This is a genomic window from Microbacterium sp. SS28 (assembly GCF_022761035.1).
Lineage (GTDB): Bacteria > Actinomycetota > Actinomycetes > Actinomycetales > Microbacteriaceae > Microbacterium.
In genome coordinates this window covers 503,980-523,099 of sequence record NZ_JAKWJP010000002.1, presented here as the reverse complement: position 1 = coordinate 523,099, position 19,120 = coordinate 503,980, and the positions used below count along the sequence as shown (strand labels likewise).

23 protein-coding genes and 2 tRNA genes are annotated in these 19,120 nt (G+C 70.1%); 14 read left to right on the top strand and 11 right to left on the bottom strand.

All coding sequences use genetic code 11. The features are described 5' to 3' along the window. Positions 1-6: 6 nt before the first annotated feature. From gatC to MJ607_RS07795, 6 genes are all read left to right on the top strand, one after another. Positions 7-306 carry an Asp-tRNA(Asn)/Glu-tRNA(Gln) amidotransferase subunit GatC gene (gene gatC, locus MJ607_RS07820; RefSeq protein WP_243075000.1) on the top strand — a complete coding sequence of 100 codons (300 nt, stop codon included), beginning with the start codon at positions 7-9 and terminating at the stop codon, positions 304-306. Beyond that, entirely contained in the window at positions 303-1,826 is a 1,524-nt protein-coding gene (gene gatA, locus MJ607_RS07815; RefSeq protein WP_243074999.1) for an Asp-tRNA(Asn)/Glu-tRNA(Gln) amidotransferase subunit GatA, read from the top strand. Before gatC ends, gatA begins: the two co-directional genes overlap by 4 nt. Then, positions 1,826-3,355 (top strand): Asp-tRNA(Asn)/Glu-tRNA(Gln) amidotransferase subunit GatB, encoded by a 1,530-nt coding sequence (gatB, locus tag MJ607_RS07810; RefSeq protein WP_243074998.1) that lies wholly within the window; start codon positions 1,826-1,828, stop codon positions 3,353-3,355. The genes gatA and gatB overlap by 1 nt, the downstream gene beginning before the upstream one ends. A 39-nt stretch (positions 3,356-3,394) precedes the next feature. Then, a complete protein-coding gene (gene dinB, locus MJ607_RS07805; protein ID WP_243074997.1) occupies positions 3,395-4,654 on the top strand; it encodes a DNA polymerase IV in 1,260 nt (419 codons plus the stop codon). A 66-nt stretch (positions 4,655-4,720) separates the two neighbouring features. Further along, a complete protein-coding gene (locus tag MJ607_RS07800) occupies positions 4,721-5,041 on the top strand; it encodes a hypothetical protein (RefSeq protein ID WP_243074996.1) in 321 nt (106 codons plus the stop codon). Beyond that, a complete protein-coding gene (locus MJ607_RS07795; RefSeq protein ID WP_243074995.1) occupies positions 5,016-5,609 on the top strand; it encodes a hypothetical protein in 594 nt (197 codons plus the stop codon). The genes MJ607_RS07800 and MJ607_RS07795 overlap by 26 nt, the downstream gene beginning before the upstream one ends. Positions 5,610-5,619: 10 nt before the next feature. Here the strand turns inward: MJ607_RS07795 and MJ607_RS07790 are convergent, their stop codons facing one another. The 6 genes from MJ607_RS07790 to MJ607_RS07765 form a co-directional block, all read right to left on the bottom strand. After that, positions 5,620-6,114 carry a DUF2017 family protein gene (locus MJ607_RS07790; RefSeq protein ID WP_243074994.1) on the bottom strand — a complete coding sequence of 165 codons (495 nt, stop codon included), beginning with the start codon at positions 6,112-6,114 and terminating at the stop codon, positions 5,620-5,622. Further along, the gene (clpS, locus tag MJ607_RS07785; protein WP_243074993.1) at positions 6,111-6,416 is read right to left on the bottom strand and encodes an ATP-dependent Clp protease adapter ClpS; all 306 of its coding nucleotides are present in this window, start codon (positions 6,414-6,416) and stop codon (positions 6,111-6,113) included. The genes MJ607_RS07790 and clpS overlap by 4 nt, the downstream gene beginning before the upstream one ends. Beyond that, the gene (locus MJ607_RS07780) at positions 6,407-6,748 is read right to left on the bottom strand and encodes a metallopeptidase family protein (RefSeq protein WP_243075280.1); all 342 of its coding nucleotides are present in this window, start codon (positions 6,746-6,748) and stop codon (positions 6,407-6,409) included. Before MJ607_RS07780 ends, clpS begins: the two co-directional genes overlap by 10 nt. A 31-nt stretch (positions 6,749-6,779) precedes the next feature. Continuing rightward, positions 6,780-6,855, bottom strand: a tRNA-His gene (locus MJ607_RS07775). Between the two features lie 37 nt (positions 6,856-6,892). Continuing rightward, positions 6,893-7,519, bottom strand: coding sequence for an oligoribonuclease (orn, locus tag MJ607_RS07770; RefSeq protein WP_243074992.1), 627 nt, complete (start codon positions 7,517-7,519; stop codon positions 6,893-6,895). A gap of 41 nt (positions 7,520-7,560) precedes the next feature. Then, positions 7,561-7,633, bottom strand: a tRNA-Arg gene (locus tag MJ607_RS07765). Between the two features lie 117 nt (positions 7,634-7,750). On the opposite strand from MJ607_RS07765, the gene MJ607_RS07760 reads away from it, so the two are divergent. After that, a complete protein-coding gene (locus MJ607_RS07760; RefSeq protein WP_243074991.1) occupies positions 7,751-7,963 on the top strand; it encodes a methyltransferase in 213 nt (70 codons plus the stop codon). Here MJ607_RS07760 and MJ607_RS07755 read toward each other — a convergent pair. Further along, the gene (locus MJ607_RS07755; RefSeq protein WP_243074990.1) at positions 7,923-8,561 is read right to left on the bottom strand and encodes a YitT family protein; all 639 of its coding nucleotides are present in this window, start codon (positions 8,559-8,561) and stop codon (positions 7,923-7,925) included. The genes MJ607_RS07760 and MJ607_RS07755 overlap by 41 nt on opposite strands. 62 nt (positions 8,562-8,623) lie before the next feature. Between MJ607_RS07755 and MJ607_RS07750 the strand changes: the two genes are divergently transcribed. Continuing rightward, on the top strand, positions 8,624-10,051 hold the full coding sequence (locus MJ607_RS07750; RefSeq protein ID WP_243074989.1) for a PLP-dependent aminotransferase family protein: 1,428 nt from the start codon (positions 8,624-8,626) through the stop codon (positions 10,049-10,051). Positions 10,052-10,055: 4 nt separating this feature from the next. Here MJ607_RS07750 and MJ607_RS07745 read toward each other — a convergent pair whose 3' ends face one another. Beyond that, positions 10,056-10,316, bottom strand: coding sequence for a hypothetical protein (locus MJ607_RS07745; protein WP_243074988.1), 261 nt, complete (start codon positions 10,314-10,316; stop codon positions 10,056-10,058). 254 nt (positions 10,317-10,570) lie between these two features. On the opposite strand from MJ607_RS07745, the gene MJ607_RS07740 reads away from it, so the two are divergent. Then, entirely contained in the window at positions 10,571-11,104 is a 534-nt protein-coding gene (locus MJ607_RS07740; protein ID WP_243074987.1) for a single-stranded DNA-binding protein, read from the top strand. Between the two features lie 40 nt (positions 11,105-11,144). Further along, positions 11,145-11,714, top strand: coding sequence for a hypothetical protein (locus MJ607_RS07735; protein ID WP_308193816.1), 570 nt, complete (start codon positions 11,145-11,147; stop codon positions 11,712-11,714). A gap of 104 nt (positions 11,715-11,818) precedes the next feature. On the opposite strand, the gene MJ607_RS07730 is transcribed toward MJ607_RS07735, so the two are convergent. Beyond that, positions 11,819-12,049: a hypothetical protein gene (locus tag MJ607_RS07730; protein WP_243074986.1), complete on the bottom strand. Its 231-nt coding sequence runs from the start codon at positions 12,047-12,049 to the stop codon at positions 11,819-11,821. A 291-nt stretch (positions 12,050-12,340) separates the two neighbouring features. On the opposite strand from MJ607_RS07730, the gene ettA reads away from it, so the two are divergent. Together ettA and MJ607_RS07720 are read left to right on the top strand one after the other, a co-directional pair. Then, positions 12,341-14,020 (top strand): energy-dependent translational throttle protein EttA, encoded by a 1,680-nt coding sequence (gene ettA / locus MJ607_RS07725; protein ID WP_243074985.1) that lies wholly within the window; start codon positions 12,341-12,343, stop codon positions 14,018-14,020. Positions 14,021-14,091: 71 nt separating this feature from the next. Continuing rightward, complete coding sequence (locus MJ607_RS07720; protein WP_243074984.1) at positions 14,092-14,619, top strand: thioesterase family protein; 528 nt, start codon at positions 14,092-14,094, stop codon at positions 14,617-14,619. A gap of 36 nt (positions 14,620-14,655) precedes the next feature. Here the strand turns inward: MJ607_RS07720 and MJ607_RS07715 are convergent, their stop codons facing one another. Continuing rightward, positions 14,656-15,555 (bottom strand): acyl-CoA thioesterase II, encoded by a 900-nt coding sequence (locus tag MJ607_RS07715; RefSeq protein ID WP_243074983.1) that lies wholly within the window; start codon positions 15,553-15,555, stop codon positions 14,656-14,658. A gap of 56 nt (positions 15,556-15,611) precedes the next feature. Here MJ607_RS07715 and MJ607_RS07710 point away from each other — a divergent pair, with 56 nt between their 5' ends. Further along, positions 15,612-16,286, top strand: coding sequence for a hypothetical protein (locus MJ607_RS07710; RefSeq protein WP_243074982.1), 675 nt, complete (start codon positions 15,612-15,614; stop codon positions 16,284-16,286). A 32-nt stretch (positions 16,287-16,318) separates the two neighbouring features. Continuing rightward, a complete protein-coding gene (locus MJ607_RS07705; RefSeq protein ID WP_243074981.1) occupies positions 16,319-17,326 on the top strand; it encodes a magnesium and cobalt transport protein CorA in 1,008 nt (335 codons plus the stop codon). Positions 17,327-17,423: 97 nt separating this feature from the next. Here MJ607_RS07705 and MJ607_RS07700 read toward each other — a convergent pair whose 3' ends face one another. Further along, complete coding sequence (locus MJ607_RS07700) at positions 17,424-19,091, bottom strand: FAD-binding dehydrogenase (protein ID WP_243074980.1); 1,668 nt, start codon at positions 19,089-19,091, stop codon at positions 17,424-17,426. Between the last annotated feature and the right edge of the window lie 29 nt (positions 19,092-19,120).

The window sequence follows — 19,120 nt, the reverse complement described above, 5'->3', positions numbered from 1 at the left end:
GTCGGAGTGTCTGAAATCACCCCCGATCTCGTGCGCCATCTCGGTGTGCTCGCCAGGATCCAGCTGAGCGACGAGGAGGTCGACCGCCTCACCGGACAGCTCGACGTGATCGTCGACAACATCGCCAAGGTTTCGCAGGTCGCGACCCCCGACGTCGTTGCGACGAGCCACCCGATCCCGATGCAGAACATCTTCCGGGCCGACGAGGTCGGCGACACGCTGACCCGCGAGCAGGCTCTGTCGAACGCTCCGGATGCCGCAGACGGCCGTTTCCGCGTGACCGCGATCCTGGGAGAAGAGCAGTGACCGACCTCATCCGGCTGAGCGCCGCCGCGCTCGCCGACAAGCTCGCCGCGGGCGAGGTCTCGAGCGTCGAGGCGACACGCGCGCACCTCGACCGCATCGCCGACGTCGACGGCGATGTGCACGCCTTCCTCCACGTCAGCGCGAACGCGCTCGACGTCGCAGCCGACATCGACCGCCGGCGCGCCGCCGGCGAGGCGCTGGGCGTTCTCGCGGGCGTGCCGCTCGCGATCAAGGACGTGCTCGTCACAACCGACATGCCCTCCACGAGCGGGTCGAAGATCCTCGAGGGCTACATGTCGCCGTTCGACGCGACCGTCGTCGCGCGTTCGCGCGCCGCGGGTCTCGTGCCGCTCGGCAAGACCAACATGGACGAGTTCGCGATGGGCTCGTCGACCGAGCACTCGGCGTACGGCCCGACGCACAACCCGTGGGACTTCGACCGCATCCCCGGCGGCTCGGGCGGCGGCTCGGCCGCGGCCGTCGCCGCCTTCGAGGCGCCCCTCGCCCTCGGCTCGGACACGGGCGGCTCGATCCGCCAGCCCGCGCACGTCACGGGCACGGTGGGCCTCAAGCCCACGTACGGCGGCGTCAGCCGCTACGGAGCGATCGCGCTCGCCTCGAGCCTCGACCAGGTCGGCCCCGTCACGCGCACCGTGCTCGACGCGGGTCTGCTGCACGACGTCATCGGCGGGCACGACCCGCACGACTCGACCTCGCTCGCCGAGGCGTGGCCTTCGTTCGCCGAGGCGGCCCGCGAGGGCGCGAGGGGCGACGTCCTCAAGGGCCTGCGGCTCGGCGTCATCTCCGAGCTTCCGGACAGCGGCTTCCAGCCCGGCGTCTCGGCATCCTTCCGCTCCGCGCTCGCGGTCATGGAGGCGCACGGCGCCGAGATCGTCGAGATCAGCGCCCCGCACTTCGAGTACGGCGTCGCGGCGTACTACCTCGTGCTCCCGGCCGAGGCCTCCAGCAACCTCGCCAAGTTCGACTCCGTCCGGTTCGGCCTGCGCGTCATGCCGCACGCCAATGCGACGGTCGAGGACGTCATGGCCGCGACGCGCGACGCCGGGTTCGGCGACGAGGTCAAGCGCCGCATCATCCTGGGAACGTACGCGCTGTCGGCGGGCTACTACGACGCGTATTACGGCTCGGCGCAGAAGGTGCGGACGCTCATCCAGCGCGACTTCGACGCGGCTTTCACGCAGGTGGACGTCATCGCGACGCCCTCGGCGCCCACGACGGCGTTCCGGCTCGGGGAGAAGATCGACGACCCGCTGCAGATGTACCTCAACGACGTCACGACGATCCCCGCGAACCTCGCGGGCGTCCCGGGCATCTCGATCCCCTCGGGGCTCGCCGAAGAGGATGGACTGCCCGTCGGCATCCAGTTCCTCGCGCCCGCTCGCGAGGACGCGCGCCTGTACCGCGTCGGTGCGGCGCTCGAAGCCGCTCTCGTGGACTCGTGGGGCGGACCGCTGCTGGATCGAGCGCCGGTGCTGGGCGCGAAGGGAGGCGTCCGCTGATGGCGAAGGTCGCGCTGATGGACTTCGACAAGGCCCTCGAGCTGTTCGAGCCCGTGCTCGGCTTCGAGGTGCACGTCGAGCTGAACACCAAGACCAAGATGTTCTCGGCCGCCGGCAACCCCGCGCACGCCGACAACCACGGCGCCGAGCCGAACACGCTCGTCGCCCCCGTCGACATGGGCCTGCCCGGGTCGCTCCCCGTCGTCAACGCCGAGGCGATCCGCTCCTCGATCAGCCTAGGCCTCGCGCTCGGCTGCTCGATCGCACCGTCGAGCCGCTTCGCGCGGAAGAACTACTTCTACCCCGACCTCGGCAAGAACTACCAGATCTCGCAGTACGACGAGCCGATCGCCTTCGAGGGCCAGGTCGAGGTCGAGCTCGCGGACGGCACGATCGTCGAGATCCCGATCGAGCGCGCCCACATGGAAGAGGATGCCGGCAAGCTCACGCACGTCGGCGGAGCGACGGGTCGCATCCAGGGTGCCGAGTACTCGCTCGTCGACTACAACCGCGCGGGCGTGCCACTCGTCGAGATCGTCACGAAGCCGATCTTCGGCGCCGAGCATTCCGCCCCCGACCTCGCGGCCGCCTACGTGCGGACGATCCGCGACATCGTCATCGGGCTCGGCATCTCGGAGGCGCGCATGGAGCGCGGCAACCTCCGCTGTGACGCGAACGTGTCGCTGCGTCCGCGCGCCGCGGCCGGCGAGCCCGTCGCGCCGCTGGGCACGCGCACCGAGACGAAGAACGTCAACTCGATGCGCTCCGTGGAGCGCGCCGTGCGGTACGAGATCCAGCGCCAGGCGGCGATCCTCGCCGACGGCGGCTCGATCACGCAGGAGACGCGCCACTGGCACGAGGACACCGGCACGACTTCTCCCGGCCGTCCCAAGTCGGACGCCGACGACTACCGGTACTTCCCCGAGCCCGACCTCCTGCCCGTCGCGCCTTCGCTCGAGCTGATCGAAGAGCTGCGCGCGGCGCTGCCCGAGGCGCCTGCGGTGCACCGTCGCCGGCTCAAGGCCGACTGGGGCTTCGCCGACATCGACTTCCAGGGCGTCGTCAACGCGGGTCTGCTCGCCGAGGTCGAGGCGACGATCGCGGCAGGCGCTTCGCCGACCGCGGCCCGCAAGTGGTGGACCGGTGAGGTCCTGCGCATCGCGAACGCCGAGGGCCGCGAGGCATCGAGCCTCGTGACTCCCGCCGACATCGCGGCGCTGCAGGCCCTCGTCGACGCAGGCACCCTGACCGACAAGCTCGCGCGCCAGGTGCTCGAAGGCGTCATCGCGGGGGAGGGCTCGCCGCAGCAGGTCGTCGACGCCCGCGGACTCGCGGTCGTCTCCGACGACGGCGCGCTCATCGCGGCGATCGACGAGGCGCTGGCCTCCCAGCCCGACGTCCTCGAGAAGATCCGCGACGGCAAGGTGCAGGCGGCGGGTGCCGTCATCGGCGCCGTCATGAAGGCGATGAAGGGCCAGGCGGATGCCGCGCGCGTCCGTGAGCTGATCCTGGAGCGTGCCGCGCAGTAGCACTGCGCACGTGTCGGCGCTCCAAGGGAGAATGACGCCATGGGGCGCGGGGATGGATCGGGCCGTGTCGTCTCGCCCGAGGGGGCGGACGACACGGGCACCGGCATCCTGCATGTCGACATGGACGCCTTCTTCGCGGCAGTCGCGGTCCTCGACGACCCGTCGCTGAAGGGCAAGCCCGTCATCATCGGCGGGCTCGAGGGTCGGGGCGTGGTCTCGAGCGCGACGTACGAGGCCCGCCGCTACGGCGTGCGGTCCGCCATGCCCGTCGGGCAGGCGCTTCGGCTGTGCCCCACGGCGATCGTCGTGCCGCCGACCTTCGACCGCTACGTCGAGCTGTCGAAGCACGTCATGCGCATCTTCCACGAGTTCACTCCGATCGTCGAGCCGCTCTCGATCGACGAGGCGTTCCTCGATGTGCGGGGCGCCCGGCGGCTGTGGGGATCGCCGGGGCGCATCGCCGTCGACCTGCGGCGCCGCGTCCTGGACGAGACGGGGCTCACCTGCAGCATCGGCGTCGCGGCGACCAAGCACGTCGCGAAGATGGCCTCGACCCTCAGCAAGCCCGATGGGCTGCTGATCGTCCGCGGGGCCGACACGGCGGCCTTCCTCGCCGAGCAACCCGTGCGGGCGCTCTGGGGCATCGGCCCCAAGGCCGGCGAGGCTCTCGAATCACGCGGCATCCGCTCGGTGGCCGACATCCTCGACACGCCGCGTCCCGTCCTCGATCGTGTGCTCGGAGCCGCGATGGGAGATCGCATCTGGCACCTCGCCCGCGGCCTCGACGCGCGGCACGTCGACACGGCTCGCGTCGAGAAGAGCGTCGGGCACGAAGAGACCTTCCATCACGACATCGACGATCCCGCGGTCCTGCGCTCCGAGTTCCGGCGGCTCGCCGATCGGGTCGGTGCGCGGCTGCGCGAGAACGCGTGGGAGGCGTCGACGATCGCCATCAAGGTGCGATTCGCCGACTTCACGACGATCAGCCGCTCGCAGACACTGGCGGAGCCGACGTCGGTCGGTCAGCGCATAGGCGACGCCGCGCTCGAGCTCTTCGGCGCTGTGGACCGTCCGTTGCCTGTGCGTCTCGTCGGCGTGCGCGGCGAGAAGCTGCGTCCCGTCGCGATGGACATGGCCACGCTCTGGGATGACGACGAGGAATGGCGGCGCGTCGAGGGCGCGCTCGACGATGCCGCCGCGCGCTTCGGTCGCGGCACCGTGACGCGCGCGACGCTGCTCGGCCGCGCGCGAGGTGGAGGCACGCTTCCGTCGAACCCCAAGGCCCCTCCGCTCGAGTAAGCGCGCGCGCCGGAAATGCACGGTGTCGACCTGGGCAGCGCACGGCCGGACCGGTAGCGTGGGGTCATGCCCAACATCGCACTCGAGCTCGGCAAGCAGTCGGCGGCCCTCGGGGTCAACAGCGCCTATGGCGAACAGCGCGACATCGGCGGTGTCCAGCTGATCCCCGTCGCGTTCTCGTGGACCGGCTTCGGCGGCGGATCGGACGAGTCCGGCAACGGCGGCGGAGGTGGCGGGGGATGGTCGGTGCCGCTCGGCTCCTACATCCGTCGCGGCGGCGATGTGCGGTTCGAGCCGAACGTCGTGGCGCTCCTCGCGGTCGCGATCCCCTTCGTGTGGGTGGCGGGCCGTGCGCTGAGTCGTGTCATCCGCACCCTCAAGAAGTAGCGTCGATCCCGTCTCGGCGGCGCTGCGCAGCGCGGCGGGCCGGATCCTCGAATCGGTCTCGGCGCTCGGCGTCGCGAATCCGGTCGTCCTCGTCGACGGGCGCAGTGGAGCGGGCAAGACGACGCTCGCCCGCGAGCTCGTGGCGCGCTGGCCGCTCCGCGGCCGTGTGCAGCTCGTCGCGCTCGACAGCCTCTATCCCGGCTGGGATGGGCTCGCGGAGGGCGCGGAGGCGGCCCGCGGACTGATCCTCTTCCCGCACGCGCGTGGTCAGATCGGCGTCTGGCAGCGATGGGATTGGGATGCCTCGACCCATGCCGAGGCGCACGCGGTCGACCCGTCTCTGCCGCTCATCGTCGAGGGCGCGGGCCTGCTGACGGAGGCGACCGCGAAGCTCGGCGACATCCGGGTGTGGCTCGAGTCCCCGCCCGCGTCGCGCAAGCGCCGCGCGCTGAGCCGGGACGGCGACTCGTACCGGCCATTCTGGGATCGGTGGGCCGAGCAGGAGGAGCGGCACATCGCCCGCAACGATCCGCGCAGCCTCGCGACGCACGTCGTCGAGGTGCCCTGATCGCGTGGTGTCAGGCGCCCTCGGCCGCCTTGACGAGACCTTCGAGGCGGTAGCCGAGCCAGTCGTAGATGCCGAACCGGGGATCGTCCTCGTCGTGATCGTCCTCGTCGACGATGCCGAGCCTCGACGCGAGGACGAGGCGCACCGCCGCGAGGGTGCGCAGCCACGACTGCAGCCCGTCGGCGTCCAGCTCGACGACGGCGATCTGGGTCGCTCCCTCGTCGTGCGGGTCCAGCGCCGGCTCGACCACGTCGTGCAGGCTCGCCAGCACGGCCGCGGCATCCGTCGATCGTCGATCCAGGAGGTCGCGCTGGGTCAGCGAGCGGAATTCCTGCGCGGCCTCGGCGTCGTCGGGGTAGGCATCGGGCACGAGCCTTGCCACCGCCGGATCGGAGGGGGAGCGATCGCCGGTCTCGGTGAGCAGATCGCTGAACTGCATCACGAGTCCCGCGAGGTGCGTCGCCTCCATGCGGGTGATCTCGAGCACGACGAGTCTGCGGGTCATTGCGGGGCCTCTCTCACGGTGGCCCACAGGCCGTAGTCGTGCATCGCGCTCGCGTGGAGCTCCATCTGCTCCCGGGCGCCCTCCGCGACGACCGCGTGGCCGTCGTGGTGCACCGCGAGCATGAGCAGCTCGGCACGAGCGCGCGGGAATCCGAAGTATTCGCGGAACACGTGCACGACGTAGCTCATGAGGTTGACCGGATCGTTCCAGACCACGGTCTGCCAGACGCGGGCCGCGGTGACCGTCGTGCCGAGCTCGACGCGCTCACTCGTCTCGGGCGTTGACGCGACCATCACGCCCATCCGAGTTCGTGGAGGCGGTCGTCGTCGATGCCGTAGAAGTGCGCGATCTCGTGCACAAGAGTCGTGTGGACTTCGTCGCGCAGGTCGTCCACGGTGTCGCAGACGGCCAGATGCGGTTCGCGGTACACGATGATGCGGTCGGGCAGTTCGCCCACGCCGTAGCGGTCGCGCTCGGTGAGGGACCAGCCATCGTAGAGACCCAGGAGGTCGAGACTTCCGTCCTCGGGGCGGTCCTCGACGACGAAGACGATGTTCTCGAGCCCCTGGACCATGTCGTCCGGCAGCAGGTCGAGCTCGTCGACCACGAGCGTCTCGAAGGCGGCGGCATCCATCTCGATCACAGCACGATCAGACTTCGTTCATTGGGGTGAGTAACGGGGCTCGAACCCGCGACATCGGCCACCACAAGGCCGCGCTCTACCAACTGAGCTATACCCACCATGTCTCCCGCGTGAGCGGGCAACCAGACGATTCTCTCACACCCCGGGGGCAAATGCCGACACGACCGATGCCGCCGCGGCACGCGCGCCGTCGCTGGTCGGACCGGGCTGCGGCACGAAGACCGCCTGGCGGTAGTACGCGAGTTCGCGGATCGATTCGCGGATGTCGGCGAGGGCGCGGTGACCGCCGTCCTTGGCCGGCGCGTGGATGTACGCGCGCGGGTACCAGCGGCGCGAGAGCTCCTTGACGCTCGACACGTCGACGTTGCGGTAGTGCAGCCAACGGTCGATGCGCGGCATGTACTTCGCGAGGAACATACGGTCGGTGCCGATCGTGTTGCCTGCGAGAGGGGCCTTGCCCTCGAGCGGCACGAACTGCTGGATGTACTCGAGTGCCTGGAACTCGGCGTCTGCCGTCGTCACTCCGTGCGGGATCTCCTCGAGCAGCCCCGAGCTGGAATGCATCCGCCGCACGAACTCGCTCATGTGCTCGAGAGCCGAATCGTCGGGCTTGATGACGATCTGGAATCCCGGATGCATCGGCCGCAGCTCGAAGTCGGTCACGATGACGGCGATTTCGACGAGTTCGTCCTGGTCGAGATCGAGGCCCGTCATCTCGCAGTCGATCCATACGAGCCGATCGTTCTCGGAAGCGCCCACCATGCCGACCATCCTAGTAATGGCCGCCGACGGCGCGACCTGAGCCCCTCCGGGAGGATTCGAACCCCCGACCTTGCGGGTAGAAACCGCTCGCTCTGTCCCCTGAGCTACGGAGGGAAGGTCCTCTCAGGCTACCGGTCGAGCGGGGGATTCCGTGAAGTGGCTGACAGACCTGGCGGCACCTCTGCCACGGGGCGTAGCGTCGGCAACGGGGTGCGCTGAAAGGAGCTCCACATGAGTGACACGCAGACCCGCCGCCTGTGGGTGGCGTATGGTCCCGCCGGTGCCGTCGGATCGATCGAGAAGTCGGCCGATGACGCGTTCTCGGTGAAGATGGTCGGCGCGGACGGCCCATTGGGCACGTATCCCGCGCTCGATGTCGCCAAGAGCGCGCTGGTCGCGCATCTCAAGCCGGGTTCGGATCGACCCGAGTTCCGCGAGCACTGACCGTCTGACGCCCGGCCCTCGAAGGGCGCCGGGTGTCGAGGACGGGAAGAGCGAGGTGCACGAGCGGTCCGATGAGGGCCGCGAAGAGCACGGTGCCGATGCCGACTGTTCCGCCGAGCGCCCAGCCGATGAGCAGGACGCTCACCTCGACGACGGCGCGACACAGCCACACGGGCCACCCGAGTCGCGCGTGCATGCCGGTCATGAGCCCGTCGCGCGGCCCAGGGCCGAAGTGCGCGCCGATGTAGAGCCCTGACGCGACGGCGACCGTCGCGATGCCCGCCAGCAGCAGGGCGAACTGGAGCACGATGCCGCTGACCGGCGGGATGACCCACAGGGCGAATTGGATGCTCGTCCCGACGAGCAGGATGTTGGCGATCGTGCCGATGCCGGGCTTCTGCCGCAGCGGGATCCACAGCAGCAGCACGAAGAAGCCGATGATGTTGGCGATCCAGCCGATGCCGATCCCTGTGTGGAGCGAGACGCCCTGAGCGAGCACCGTCCAGGGGTCGACGCCCAGGCCCGCCTCGATCGTCAGGGCGCACCCCGTCCCGTAGAGGACGAGGCCGATGAGGAGCTGGGCGACGCGGCGTGTCATGGGAATGATCCAATCGCATGATTGGACTGATCCATACAGTCCAATTCGGCTATTGTGGCCTCATGGACTCCCGCATCTCCGCTCGTGCGCTCACGGCGGCCCTCGGCGGCTGGCGCACGAGCGAGCCTGCGTACGAAGCGCTCGCCGACGGCATCCGGCTGCTGTGCCTGGACAACCGGCTCGCGCCGCGCACGGCCCTGCCCGCCGAGCGTGAACTCGCCGTGGCGCTCCGTCTCAGCCGCAGCACGGTGGCCGCCGCGTACCGGAGCCTGCGCGATACCGGCCATATCTCCAGCACTCGCGGCTCGGGGAGCGTGACTCTCCCGCTGGGGCGCCGCGATCCCGGGAGCGTTGCCGCCTTGGAGGGCGCCATCGATCTGCAGCAGGCGAGTCCGCCGGCGTGGCCCGGGCTGGCGGGAGTCATGGCCGACGTCGCAAGCCGCTCCGCTGCGCTCGTCGCGCGCACGGGCTACGACGTGCTCGGACGCAGCGAGCTGCGCGCGGCCATCGCCGAGCGCTACACGGCCCGCGGCATCCCGACGCATCCGCGCGAGGTGCTCGTGACCACGGGGGCGCAGTCTGCGATCCACCTCCTCGCGTCAGTGCTGCTCGGGCGCGGCGATCGGGTGCTGTTCGAGACGCCGACATATCCGCACGCCGCCGATGCGTTCCGGCGCGCGGGCGCCCGATTGGTGGGGATGCCGGTGACGACGTCGGACGGATGGGACCTCGATCGCGCACAGCAGGCGCTCGCGCGGACGCTGCCTGTCGCGGCTTACCTCATGCCCGACTTCCAGAACCCCACGGGGCGGTCGATGACGAGCGTGGAACGAGCCGGGATCCTCGAGGCCGCGGAGCGCTCGGGCACGGTCCTCGTGCTCGATGAGACGACGGCGGACCTCGACATCGATCGCGGCCCGATCGGCGGCGCCGGCTTCGCCGACGCGGAGCGCGACTCCGTCGTCCGCGTCGGATCTCTCGGCAAGACCGTCTGGGGCGGGCTGCGGGTCGGGTGGATCCGAGCGAGTGCCGAGTTCGTCCGTCGACTCGTCGCCGCGCGGTCGGCACACGATCTCGGGACCCCCGAGTTCGAGCAGGCGGTGGCCGCCGAGCTGCTGCCCCGGTTCGACGAGATCGTCGCGCAGCGCTCGCACCTGCTGAGGGAAGGTCGGGACGCGGCGGTCGCGGCGATCCGATCCGAGATCCCCGAGTGGTCGGCGCCGGATACGCACGGCGGCGTCTCGCTGTGGATCGAGCTGGACGCGCCGCTCAGCTCCGCGATCGTCATGGAGGCGCGTTCGCGCGGTCTGCTCCTGTCAGCGGGTCCGCGCTTCTCGGTGGACGGCGGCCACGACCGCCACCTCCGTCTGCCGTTCACAGCGCCCGTCGATGAGCTGCGGCGCGCCGTCGGGATCCTCGCCGACGCATGGCCGCACGTGCGGTCCGGCGCACCCATCGTCGCGTCGGAGCAGCTCGAGGCAGTCGTCTGAGCGCTCATCGGCCCAGCCGCAGGCACTCGACCGCGTCGTCGGCGGACCAGAACTCGCCCAGCTCGCGGAACGTGCGGGATGCCGCATGGAAGCGTCGCGCGCCGTAGCGGACGCCCTGCCCCTCCAGGTGCGCCTCGAGATGCCCGATGATCAGCCCCTGCGCGTCGAGCACCCGCCACAGGCCAGTGGCCGCGGCGGCCAGGCGCACCGGCGTGCCGAGGCGGAGCCGGGGCTCGCGTTCGATGGATTCGAAGAGAGTCGTCATGATTCCTCCTTGCAGATTCGAAGATATGTGCGACCTCCGACATGGCGGGATGCTCCTCGTCCCGCAACGGGCGCGGACACGTCCGCCCTGCTCTCCTCCCCATCGACGGGTTTCGCGCGCGCTGTCCCCAGGCGAGACGACCACCCGCCCTGCGAGGTGGCCCGACGGCATCCTGATCCCGGCGCTGCCGCTCGACGGGCACGCGAGCGGCAGCGCTGCGCCGGGGATGGGCCCCGGGCATGAAGGGAAGCGAAATGAGCGACACCATCACCGTCATCGGCAACATCGCGACGCCGCCGGAGCACAAGCGCATCGCGGGGGGCGTCGCCATCACGACCTTCCGCGTCGCGAGCGGACTCCGTCGCTACGATCGCGCAACGAGCACATGGGTCGACGCCGGCACGAACTGGTACACCGTCTCGACGTTCCGAAGCCTCGCTGAGCACGCGATGGCGTCGTTCAGCAAGGGCGATCGCATCATCGTGACCGGCAGGCTGCGACTTCGCGAGTGGGACACGGGTGCGAAGAAGGGCATCACGGCCGAGATCGAGGCGGACGCGATCGGGCACGATCTCCTGCGAGGGACGACGCGCTTCGAGAAGGATGCGACAGGCGGCGCGGCACCTGCGCCCGACGCCGATCCCGAGCCCGCCTCGGACTGGCCGGCCGTTGCCACGTCCGACGGATGGGCGGTGCCCGGCACGGGCGGACTCGAGCCCGTGCTCGTCGGGGCGGGATCCTCGTCGGCCGACTCGGGCGAACCCGAGGCGTCCGATACGCCGTTCTGACGCACGGCGAGTGCTCGGGCACGCCACCTAGACTCTCCCTGTGTCACGACCCGAGCACTCCTCGCCTTCCGTGCGCTCGCGGCAGCCTCGCCCCGCCCTGCCCAGGGCGACCAGGTCTATCGCGGTGGCGGGCGCCGTGCTGATCGGCGCGACGATGCTGGCCGCGTGCACGGCCCCCTCGCCCGGCGACGCCGACCCGACGTCGAGTCGGACCCCGAGCGCCGTCGCCCCCGAATCGCCGACGCCGACCTCCACGCCGACTCCGAGCGTGGCGACGCCGGCCCTCGTCCCCGACGGAACGGCCGACGACAACCTGCCTTACTTCGCCTCGATCGTCGCCGCTGTGGCGGCGGGTCCCGACAGCGTCGCGGGCCGCGCGTACATCGACGCGCTCGTCGCCGGCGGATTCGACAAGTCTGCGATGCAGGTCACGAACGACCAGTCCACCGTCGGAAACGCGGCCGAAAGCATCCAGTTCTCGGTCCTGTGGGCGGGGGAGTGCCTCGTCGGTCAGGTGGGACCCGCTACGGGCGCGCCTGTGGCGGTCGTCCTTCCCGCGGTGGGCGCGGGCGAGTGCCTCATCGGGCAGACCCGACCCATCGACTGGTGACCGCCGCGGCGTGAGGCGCTCGGCGAGACGCCGACGCCGCCGCCGCGTCGGCCCGCCGTCGGCCGGATGTCAGAGCCCCACATCACGACCGCGATCGGCCGCGGTCAGTCCTGATCGGCGGGCGGGAGAGTCGGCTCGCCCCGCTGCGCGAGCGCCTTGCCGTACTGCGCGGCCCTGTCGTGGTGCGACCGCGAGACGTCCTGGAAGCCGTCGAAGGCTGCCGACTCGGCGAGCCCGATCTGCTCCCAGTACATCGCCCGCAGCTCGTCGGCCGAGGCGTCGGGGAAGAGCTCCTGACGCCGGAAGGATGCGCGGATGCGATCGAGAAGAGTCATGCGACGGACTTTCGGCGAGTGCGAGGATCATCCAGCCGTTCCGGCACGGATGCGAGCGACGGTGATCGCACTCCTGCCGGCGCGCCCCAGGCGAGCGGGAGATCGGTGGTCGGGTAACCGCCTCCGATTTTACAGGCTGTCGCGGGCGAACACCTGGGAACGTGCTCGGGTGTGGATACCCGGCCAATAGAATGGACCGGTTATGGCTGAGTACGTCTGGCATGACCAAGTAATCCCCGAGAATGCGCAGATTCGTGGCCTCGTGGTTCGGCTCAAGGAGATTGTTTAAACGTGGCAGAGTACATCTACTCCATGGTCCGTGCCCGCAAAGCGGTCGGCGAGAAGCTGATCCTCGATGACGTCACGATGTCGTTCCTCCCTGGCGCGAAGATCGGCATGGTCGGTCCCAACGGCGCCGGCAAGTCGACGATCCTGAAGATCATGGCGGGCATGGACGTGCCTTCCAACGGAGAGGCCAAGCTCACGCCGGGCTTCACCGTCGGCATCCTCATGCAGGAGCCTGAGCTCGACGAGACCAAGACGGTCCTCGAGAACATCGAGGACGGCATCGCGATCAAGGCGAAGCTCGATCGGTTCAACGAGATCTCGGGCCTCATGGCCGACCCGGACGCCGACTTCGACGCCCTCCTGGCCGAGATGGGCGTGCTCCAGGAGGAGATCGACGCCGCCGACGCGTGGGACCTCGACTCGCAGCTCGAGCAGGCGATGGACGCCCTGCGCACGCCTCCCGGCGATGCCGAGATCGCGCCGCTCTCGGGCGGTGAGAAGCGCCGCGTCGCGCTCACCAAGCTCCTGCTGCAGAAGCCCGACCTCCTCCTGCTCGACGAGCCCACGAACCACCTCGACGCGGAGAGCGTCCTGTGGCTCGAGCAGCACCTGCAGAAGTACACGGGCGCCGTCATCGCGATCACGCACGACCGGTACTTCCTCGACAACGTCGCGGAGTGGATCGCCGAGGTCGACCGCGGTCACCTGTACCCCTACGAGGGCAACTACTCCACCTACCTGGAGAAGAAGGCGGCTCGCCTCGAGGTCCAGGGCAAGAAGGACGCCAAGCTCGCGAAGCGGCTCACGGAGGAGCTCGAGTGGGTGCGCTCCAACGCCAAGGGGCGCCAGGTCAAGTCGAAGGCCCGCCTCGCGCGGTACGAGGAGATGGCGGCCGAGGCCGAGCGCACGCGCAGGCTCGACTTCGACGAGATCCAGATCCCCGCGGGCCCGCGCCTCGGATCGATCGTCATCGAGGCGAAGAAGCTCCAGAAGGGCTTCGACGGCCGCTCCCTCATCGACGGACTGACCTTCAGCCTGCCGCCGAACGGCATCGTCGGCGTCATCGGCCCGAACGGCGTCGGCAAGACGACGCTCTTCAAGACGATCGTCGGCCTCGAGCCGCTCGACGGCGGCGACCTCAAGGTCGGCGAGACCGTCAAGATCAGCTACGTCGACCAGAGCCGCGCGAACATCGACCCGAACAAGTCGCTGTGGGAGGTCGTCTCCGAAGGACTCGACATCATCACGGTCGGAAAGACCGAGATCCCCTCGCGCGCCTACGTCTCGAAGTTCGGCTTCAAGGGACCGGACCAGCAGAAGAAGGCGGGCGTCCTCTCGGGTGGTGAGCGCAACCGCCTCAACCTCGCTCTGACGCTCAAGGAGGGCGGCAACCTGCTGCTCCTCGACGAGCCGACGAACGACCTCGACGTCGAGACGCTGCAGTCGCTCGAGAACGCGCTTCTCGAATTCCCCGGCTGCGCCGTCGTCATCACGCACGACCGGTGGTTCCTCGACCGCATCGCGACGCACATCCTGGCGTACGAGGGCACCGACGAGACCCCCGACAAGTGGTACTGGTTCGAGGGCAACTTCGAGGCGTACGAGGAGAACAAGATCCAGCGTCTCGGCCCCGAGGCCGCCAAGCCGCATCGCTCGGCCTACCGCAAGCTCACGCGCGACTGAGCCGACGCAGCCGCGCCTGCTCGGGTGCTGAGGCGATGGAAGCGTGTTGACGAACGAAGTGAGGATCACGCGTGACTGACGACGCCATCGCCGATGTGGAGGCGACGCCCCAGGGCGTGCGGCTCCACATCCCGATCCCGCTCCGCTGGGGCGATCTCGACGCGTTCAACCACGTCAACAACACGTCGATGCTCAAACTCCTCGAAGAGGCGCGCGTGCGCGCCTTCTGGCTCCCCGCGCCCGGTGAGGTCGCGCCGCCCACCGCGGTGCTCGAGTCGGGCCTGCAGAGCGGCGTGCTGACGCTCATCGCCCGCCAGGAGATCGAGTACCTCGCGCCGGTGCCGTACCAGCGGCATCCACTCGACGTGCAGATGTGGTTCGGCAAGCTCGGCGGCTCGAGCATCGAGGTCTGCTACGAAGTGTGCAGTCCGCGCGAGACGCCGGACGAGAACGGCCGGCAGACCCTCCACGCGCGGGCGACGACGGTCGTCGTGAAAGTGGATGCCGCGACCGGGCGCCCGCTGCGCCTCTCGCCCGAAGAGCGCGCGGCGTGGGCTCCCTATCAGGGCGACCCGATCATCTACGCCCACCGCGCCTGAGCAGCCCGCCGCGGCTGTGTCCGGCCCGGACCGGGATCAGTCCGGAACGCGGACCATGATCTCCTGCGCGACGCTCGCGACGAGCGAGCCGTCGGCCGTGTAGATGCGGCCGGTCGCGAGCCCACGCCCTCCCCGGGCGCTCGGCGAGGTCTGGACGTAGAGCAGCCAGTCGTCGATGCGGCCGGGGCGATGCCACCACATGGCGTGGTCGAGGCTCGCGACCCGCAGGCCCGGTCGCGTCCAGGCGATGCCGTGCGCGCGCAGGATCGACTCCTGGATCGTCAGGTCGCTGATGTAGGCGAGCGCGGCCCGGTGCACCGCCGGATCATCGGGGAGCGGTCCGCGCGCCCGCATCCAGACGGCCTGACGGGGCTCGTGCGCGCCCTCGACTTCGAGGTAGATGGGCGACGGGACGTGCCGGAGGTCGACGGGCCGGTCGAGGAAGAGCCGCTTGCTCACGGGATGCAGCCCCGTGAGCCGGTCCTCGAGGTCGGGCAGGTCGTCGGGGTGCGGGATGCCGTCGGGCATCGGCTCCTGATGCTCGAGCCCCGGATCCTCGTCCTGGAAGGACGCGATCATCGAGAAGATCGGCACACCCTCCTGGAAGGCCTGCGTTCGGCGCGTCGAGAACGAGCGCCCGTCATGGATGCGGTCGACCGAGAAGGTGAGTCCCTTCGACGAGTCGCCGGGACGGAGGAAGTAGCCGTGCATCGAATGCACGTTGCGGCCCTCGGGGATGGTCCGCTCGGCCGCGACGATCGACTGCGCGAGCACCTGACCGCCGTAGATGCGTCCCAGGGGCATCGGCTGCGACACGCCCGTGAAGATGTCCTCGCTCGTCCGCGCCCGCGAGTCCGAGAGATCGAGGACGGCGAGCAGACTCGCGACGGGGTCGGCCGTGGGTCGATCCTCGTCGGCGTGAGCGGCGTGGGTCACGGCATCCTCCCGGTCTCTGCGCAGGCTCTCCCGCGGCGCTTGGTAGTTTAGGGCGGATGTCGCAGCGCCTGATCTTCCCCGATGCCGAAGCCGCCGCCGACGCCCTCACCTTCGCGAGCCGCACGACGCGGCTGGGCGACGGGGGAGTGCGCCTGCACGCCGCGAACGGCACGCTCGCCATGACCTCCGCGCCCCTGGCTCCGCGGGGGCTCCTCGATTCGACGCCGACCGTGCTGGCGATGCGGGCGCTGCCGATCGATCCCGAGCTCGTGTGCGACCTCGTGGTCGAGGCGAGCCTCCTCTCCCGCGCTGCGGACGACGAGCACGCGATCGTGCTGCCGGATGTCGCGGTCTCGCCGGCCTGGGCCGGTATCGCGCCGCCGAGGAGCGGATGGGAGGCCTCCGGAACCGTGTCGTCGGCCGAACTCGCCTCTCGCGCGCAGTTCGGCATCGCCTCGGTGGCCGAGTCGATGCCCGCCGATGCCGGCGAGGACGTCGTACGCGTCATCCGTGCCTCGGTGTGGGGCGCGCCGGATGACGCTCTGCAGGGCCTTCCACTCGGGGCGGCCTTCGCGGCGTTCGCGATGGGGTTCATCGTGGGGGAGGAGCAGGCTCAGGTCCTGGCGTCGGGACAGTGGACCCGCATCACGCTGCGCCGGGGTCACGTCCTCGTCCGCGGCCCCGTGCGCAGCGGCCTCACCGCGGTGCGCGCGACCGGCTCGGCGGGCTGAGCCCGAGTCGCCGGGGCTGACAGACTGTGCCGGTGACAGTGATCGACAACGCGATCTACGTGGACGGGCGTCGCGTCGCTTCCCCGCAGAAGCTCGCCCGCACTTCAGAGACGCTCGCGCAGCACGGCGGATTCGCCTGGATCGGGCTGTATCGCCCCGAGCCCGTGCAGCTGGGCATCATCGCGTCGGAGTTCGCGCTGCATCCGCTCGCCGTGGAGGACGCGCTGCTCGGCCATCAGCGGGCCAAGCTCGAGCGCTACGGCGACATGCGGTTCCTCGTGCTGCGTCCCGCGCGCTACGTCGACGCGCTCGAGACCGTCGAGTTCGGCGAGGTCGAGGTGTTCGTCGGAAGCGACTTCGTCGTCGCGATCCGGCACGCGGAGGCCCCTGATCTCGCACTCGTCCGCCATCGACTCGAGAGCACCCCGGAGCTTCTCACGCGCGGTCCGCTCGCCGTGCTCTACGCGATCCTCGACAGGATCGTCGACGACTACGCCCCCGTCGTCGCAGGGCTCGAGAACGATATCGACGAGATCGAGATGCAGCTGTTCACGGGCGACCCGGCCGTCACGAAGCGGATCTACGACCTCTCGGGCGAGGTCATGGAGTTCCTGCGTGCCGTGAGACCGCTGCATGCCATGATCACGGGCCTCCGCGATGACCTCGAGGACACCCGCGGCCAGGATCCCGACGCGCTCGAGCTGCGCCGGTTGTTCCGCGACATCCAGGATCACGTCATCCAGATGGTCGAGAAGATCGAGGAGTTCCGCCAGACCCTGCAGAACGCCCTGACCGTGCACGCGACCCTCGTGGCGCAGCGCCAGAACGAGACGAGCCTCGCGCAGTCGGACCAGACGAAGCGCATCTCGAGCTGGGCCGCGATCCTCTTCGCGCCGTCGCTCATCACGGGGATCTACGGCATGAACTTCGTGAACATGCCCGAACTCGCCTGGACGTGGGGCTATCCGCTCGCGCTCATCACGATGGCGGCGTTCGCGTTCGGGCTGTACCGGGTGTTCAAGGCGAAGAACTGGCTCTAGCCACCAACTCCGGCGCCCGGGCACGCGAGACCGGGGCGCCGCGGAGTGCGCCGGCGCCGGTCCTGCGTGAGAGCGTGTCGGATTCCGGATGCCGCGGTCAGACCGCGGCTGCCGCGGCCCGGCCCGCGACGCGGCCCGAGAAGAGGCATCCGCCCACGAACGTGCCCTCGAGCGCGCGGTAGCCGTGCACGCCGCCGCCGCCGAAGCCGCTCGCCTCACCGGCCGCGTACAGGCCGGGAACCGGCTCGCCCGACGCGCCGAGTGCGCGGCCCGACAGGTCGGTCTCGATGCCTCCGAGCGACTTGCGCGTCAGCACGTGCAGCTTGACGGCGATGAGCGGCCCCGACTTGGGGTCGAGGATGCGGTGCGGCTTGGCCGTCCGGATGAGCTTGTCGCCACGGTAGGAGCGGGCGGAGCGCAGCATCGCGATCTGGGCGTCCTTCGTGAAGGAGTTGTCGATCTCGCGGTCGCGCGCCTCGAGCTCGGTGCGCACGCGCGCGCCGTCGAGCACGTCGCCGCCCGGCAGGGCCTTCATGCCCGCGATGAGCTCGTCGAGCGTGTCGCGGACGACGAAGTCGGCGCCCTGGTCCATGAATGCCTGGACGGGGCCTGCGGCGCCCTTGCCGAGCCGGGACTTGACGAGGAGCTTGATGTCCTTGCCGGTCAGGTCGGGGTTCTGCTCGCTGCCCGAGAGCGTGAACTCCTTCTCGATGATCTTCTTCGACAGCACGAACCACGAGTGGTCATAGCCCGTCGCACGCAGGTGCGCGAGGGTGCCGAGCGTGTCGAAGCCCGGGTAGAGGGGCACGGGGAGGCGGTTGCCGGTCGCGTCGAGCCAGAGGGAGGAGGGGCCGGGGAGGATCCGGATGCCGTGATCTGGCCAGATCGGATTCCAGTTCTGGATGCCCTCGACGTAGTGCCACATGCGGTCGCCGTTGATGAGGCGTGCCCCCGAGGCCTCGGCGACGGGATACATCGAGCCGTCGACGTAGGCGGGGACGCCCGTCACCATCGTCGCGGGGGCGGTGCCGAGACGGGCGGGCCACTGCGCGCGGACGATGTCGTGGTTGCCGCCGATGCCGCCCGACGAGACGATCGTCGCGGACGCCGTGACCTGGAACGCACCGACGACCTCGCGGGAGCTCGCGACGCCGCGGGCGGTGCCCGAGGGGGCCAGGATGTCGCCGGAGGCGCCCGTGACAGCACCCTCGGTCGTGTCGAGGGCCGTCACGCGGTGGCGAGGGAGGATCGTGATCCTGCCCGCGGTCTCGGCGGCCTCGACGGCGGCCTGGAACGGTGCGACGATGCCGGGTCCCGTTCCCCACGTGATGTGGAAGCGCGGCACGGAGTTGCCGGGGCCGGTCGCCCCGTAGCCGCCGCGCTCGGCCCAGCCGACGACGGGGAAGAGCCCCACGCCCTTCTCGCGCAGCCAGGAGCGCTTCTCGCCGGCGGCGAACTGGAGGTAGGCCTCCGCCCAGCGCCGGGGCCAGGCATCCTCTTCACGATCGAAGGCGGCGTTGCCGAACCAGTCCTGGCGGGCGAGATCGAGGGAGTCCTTGATGCCCATCCGCCGCTGCTCGGGCGAGTCGACGAAGAACAGGCCGCCGAACGACCACCACGCCTGTCCGCCGAGGTTGGACCGCGGCTCCTGGTCGACGATGACGACCGATTTCCCTTCGGCGGCGGCTTCGCTCGCGGCGACGAGGCCTGCGAGGCCCCAGCCGATCACGAGGATGTCGGCGGAGTGGGTGGTGGCGGGGGGCATGACGACTCCTTCGTCGTGAGGGGGGATCT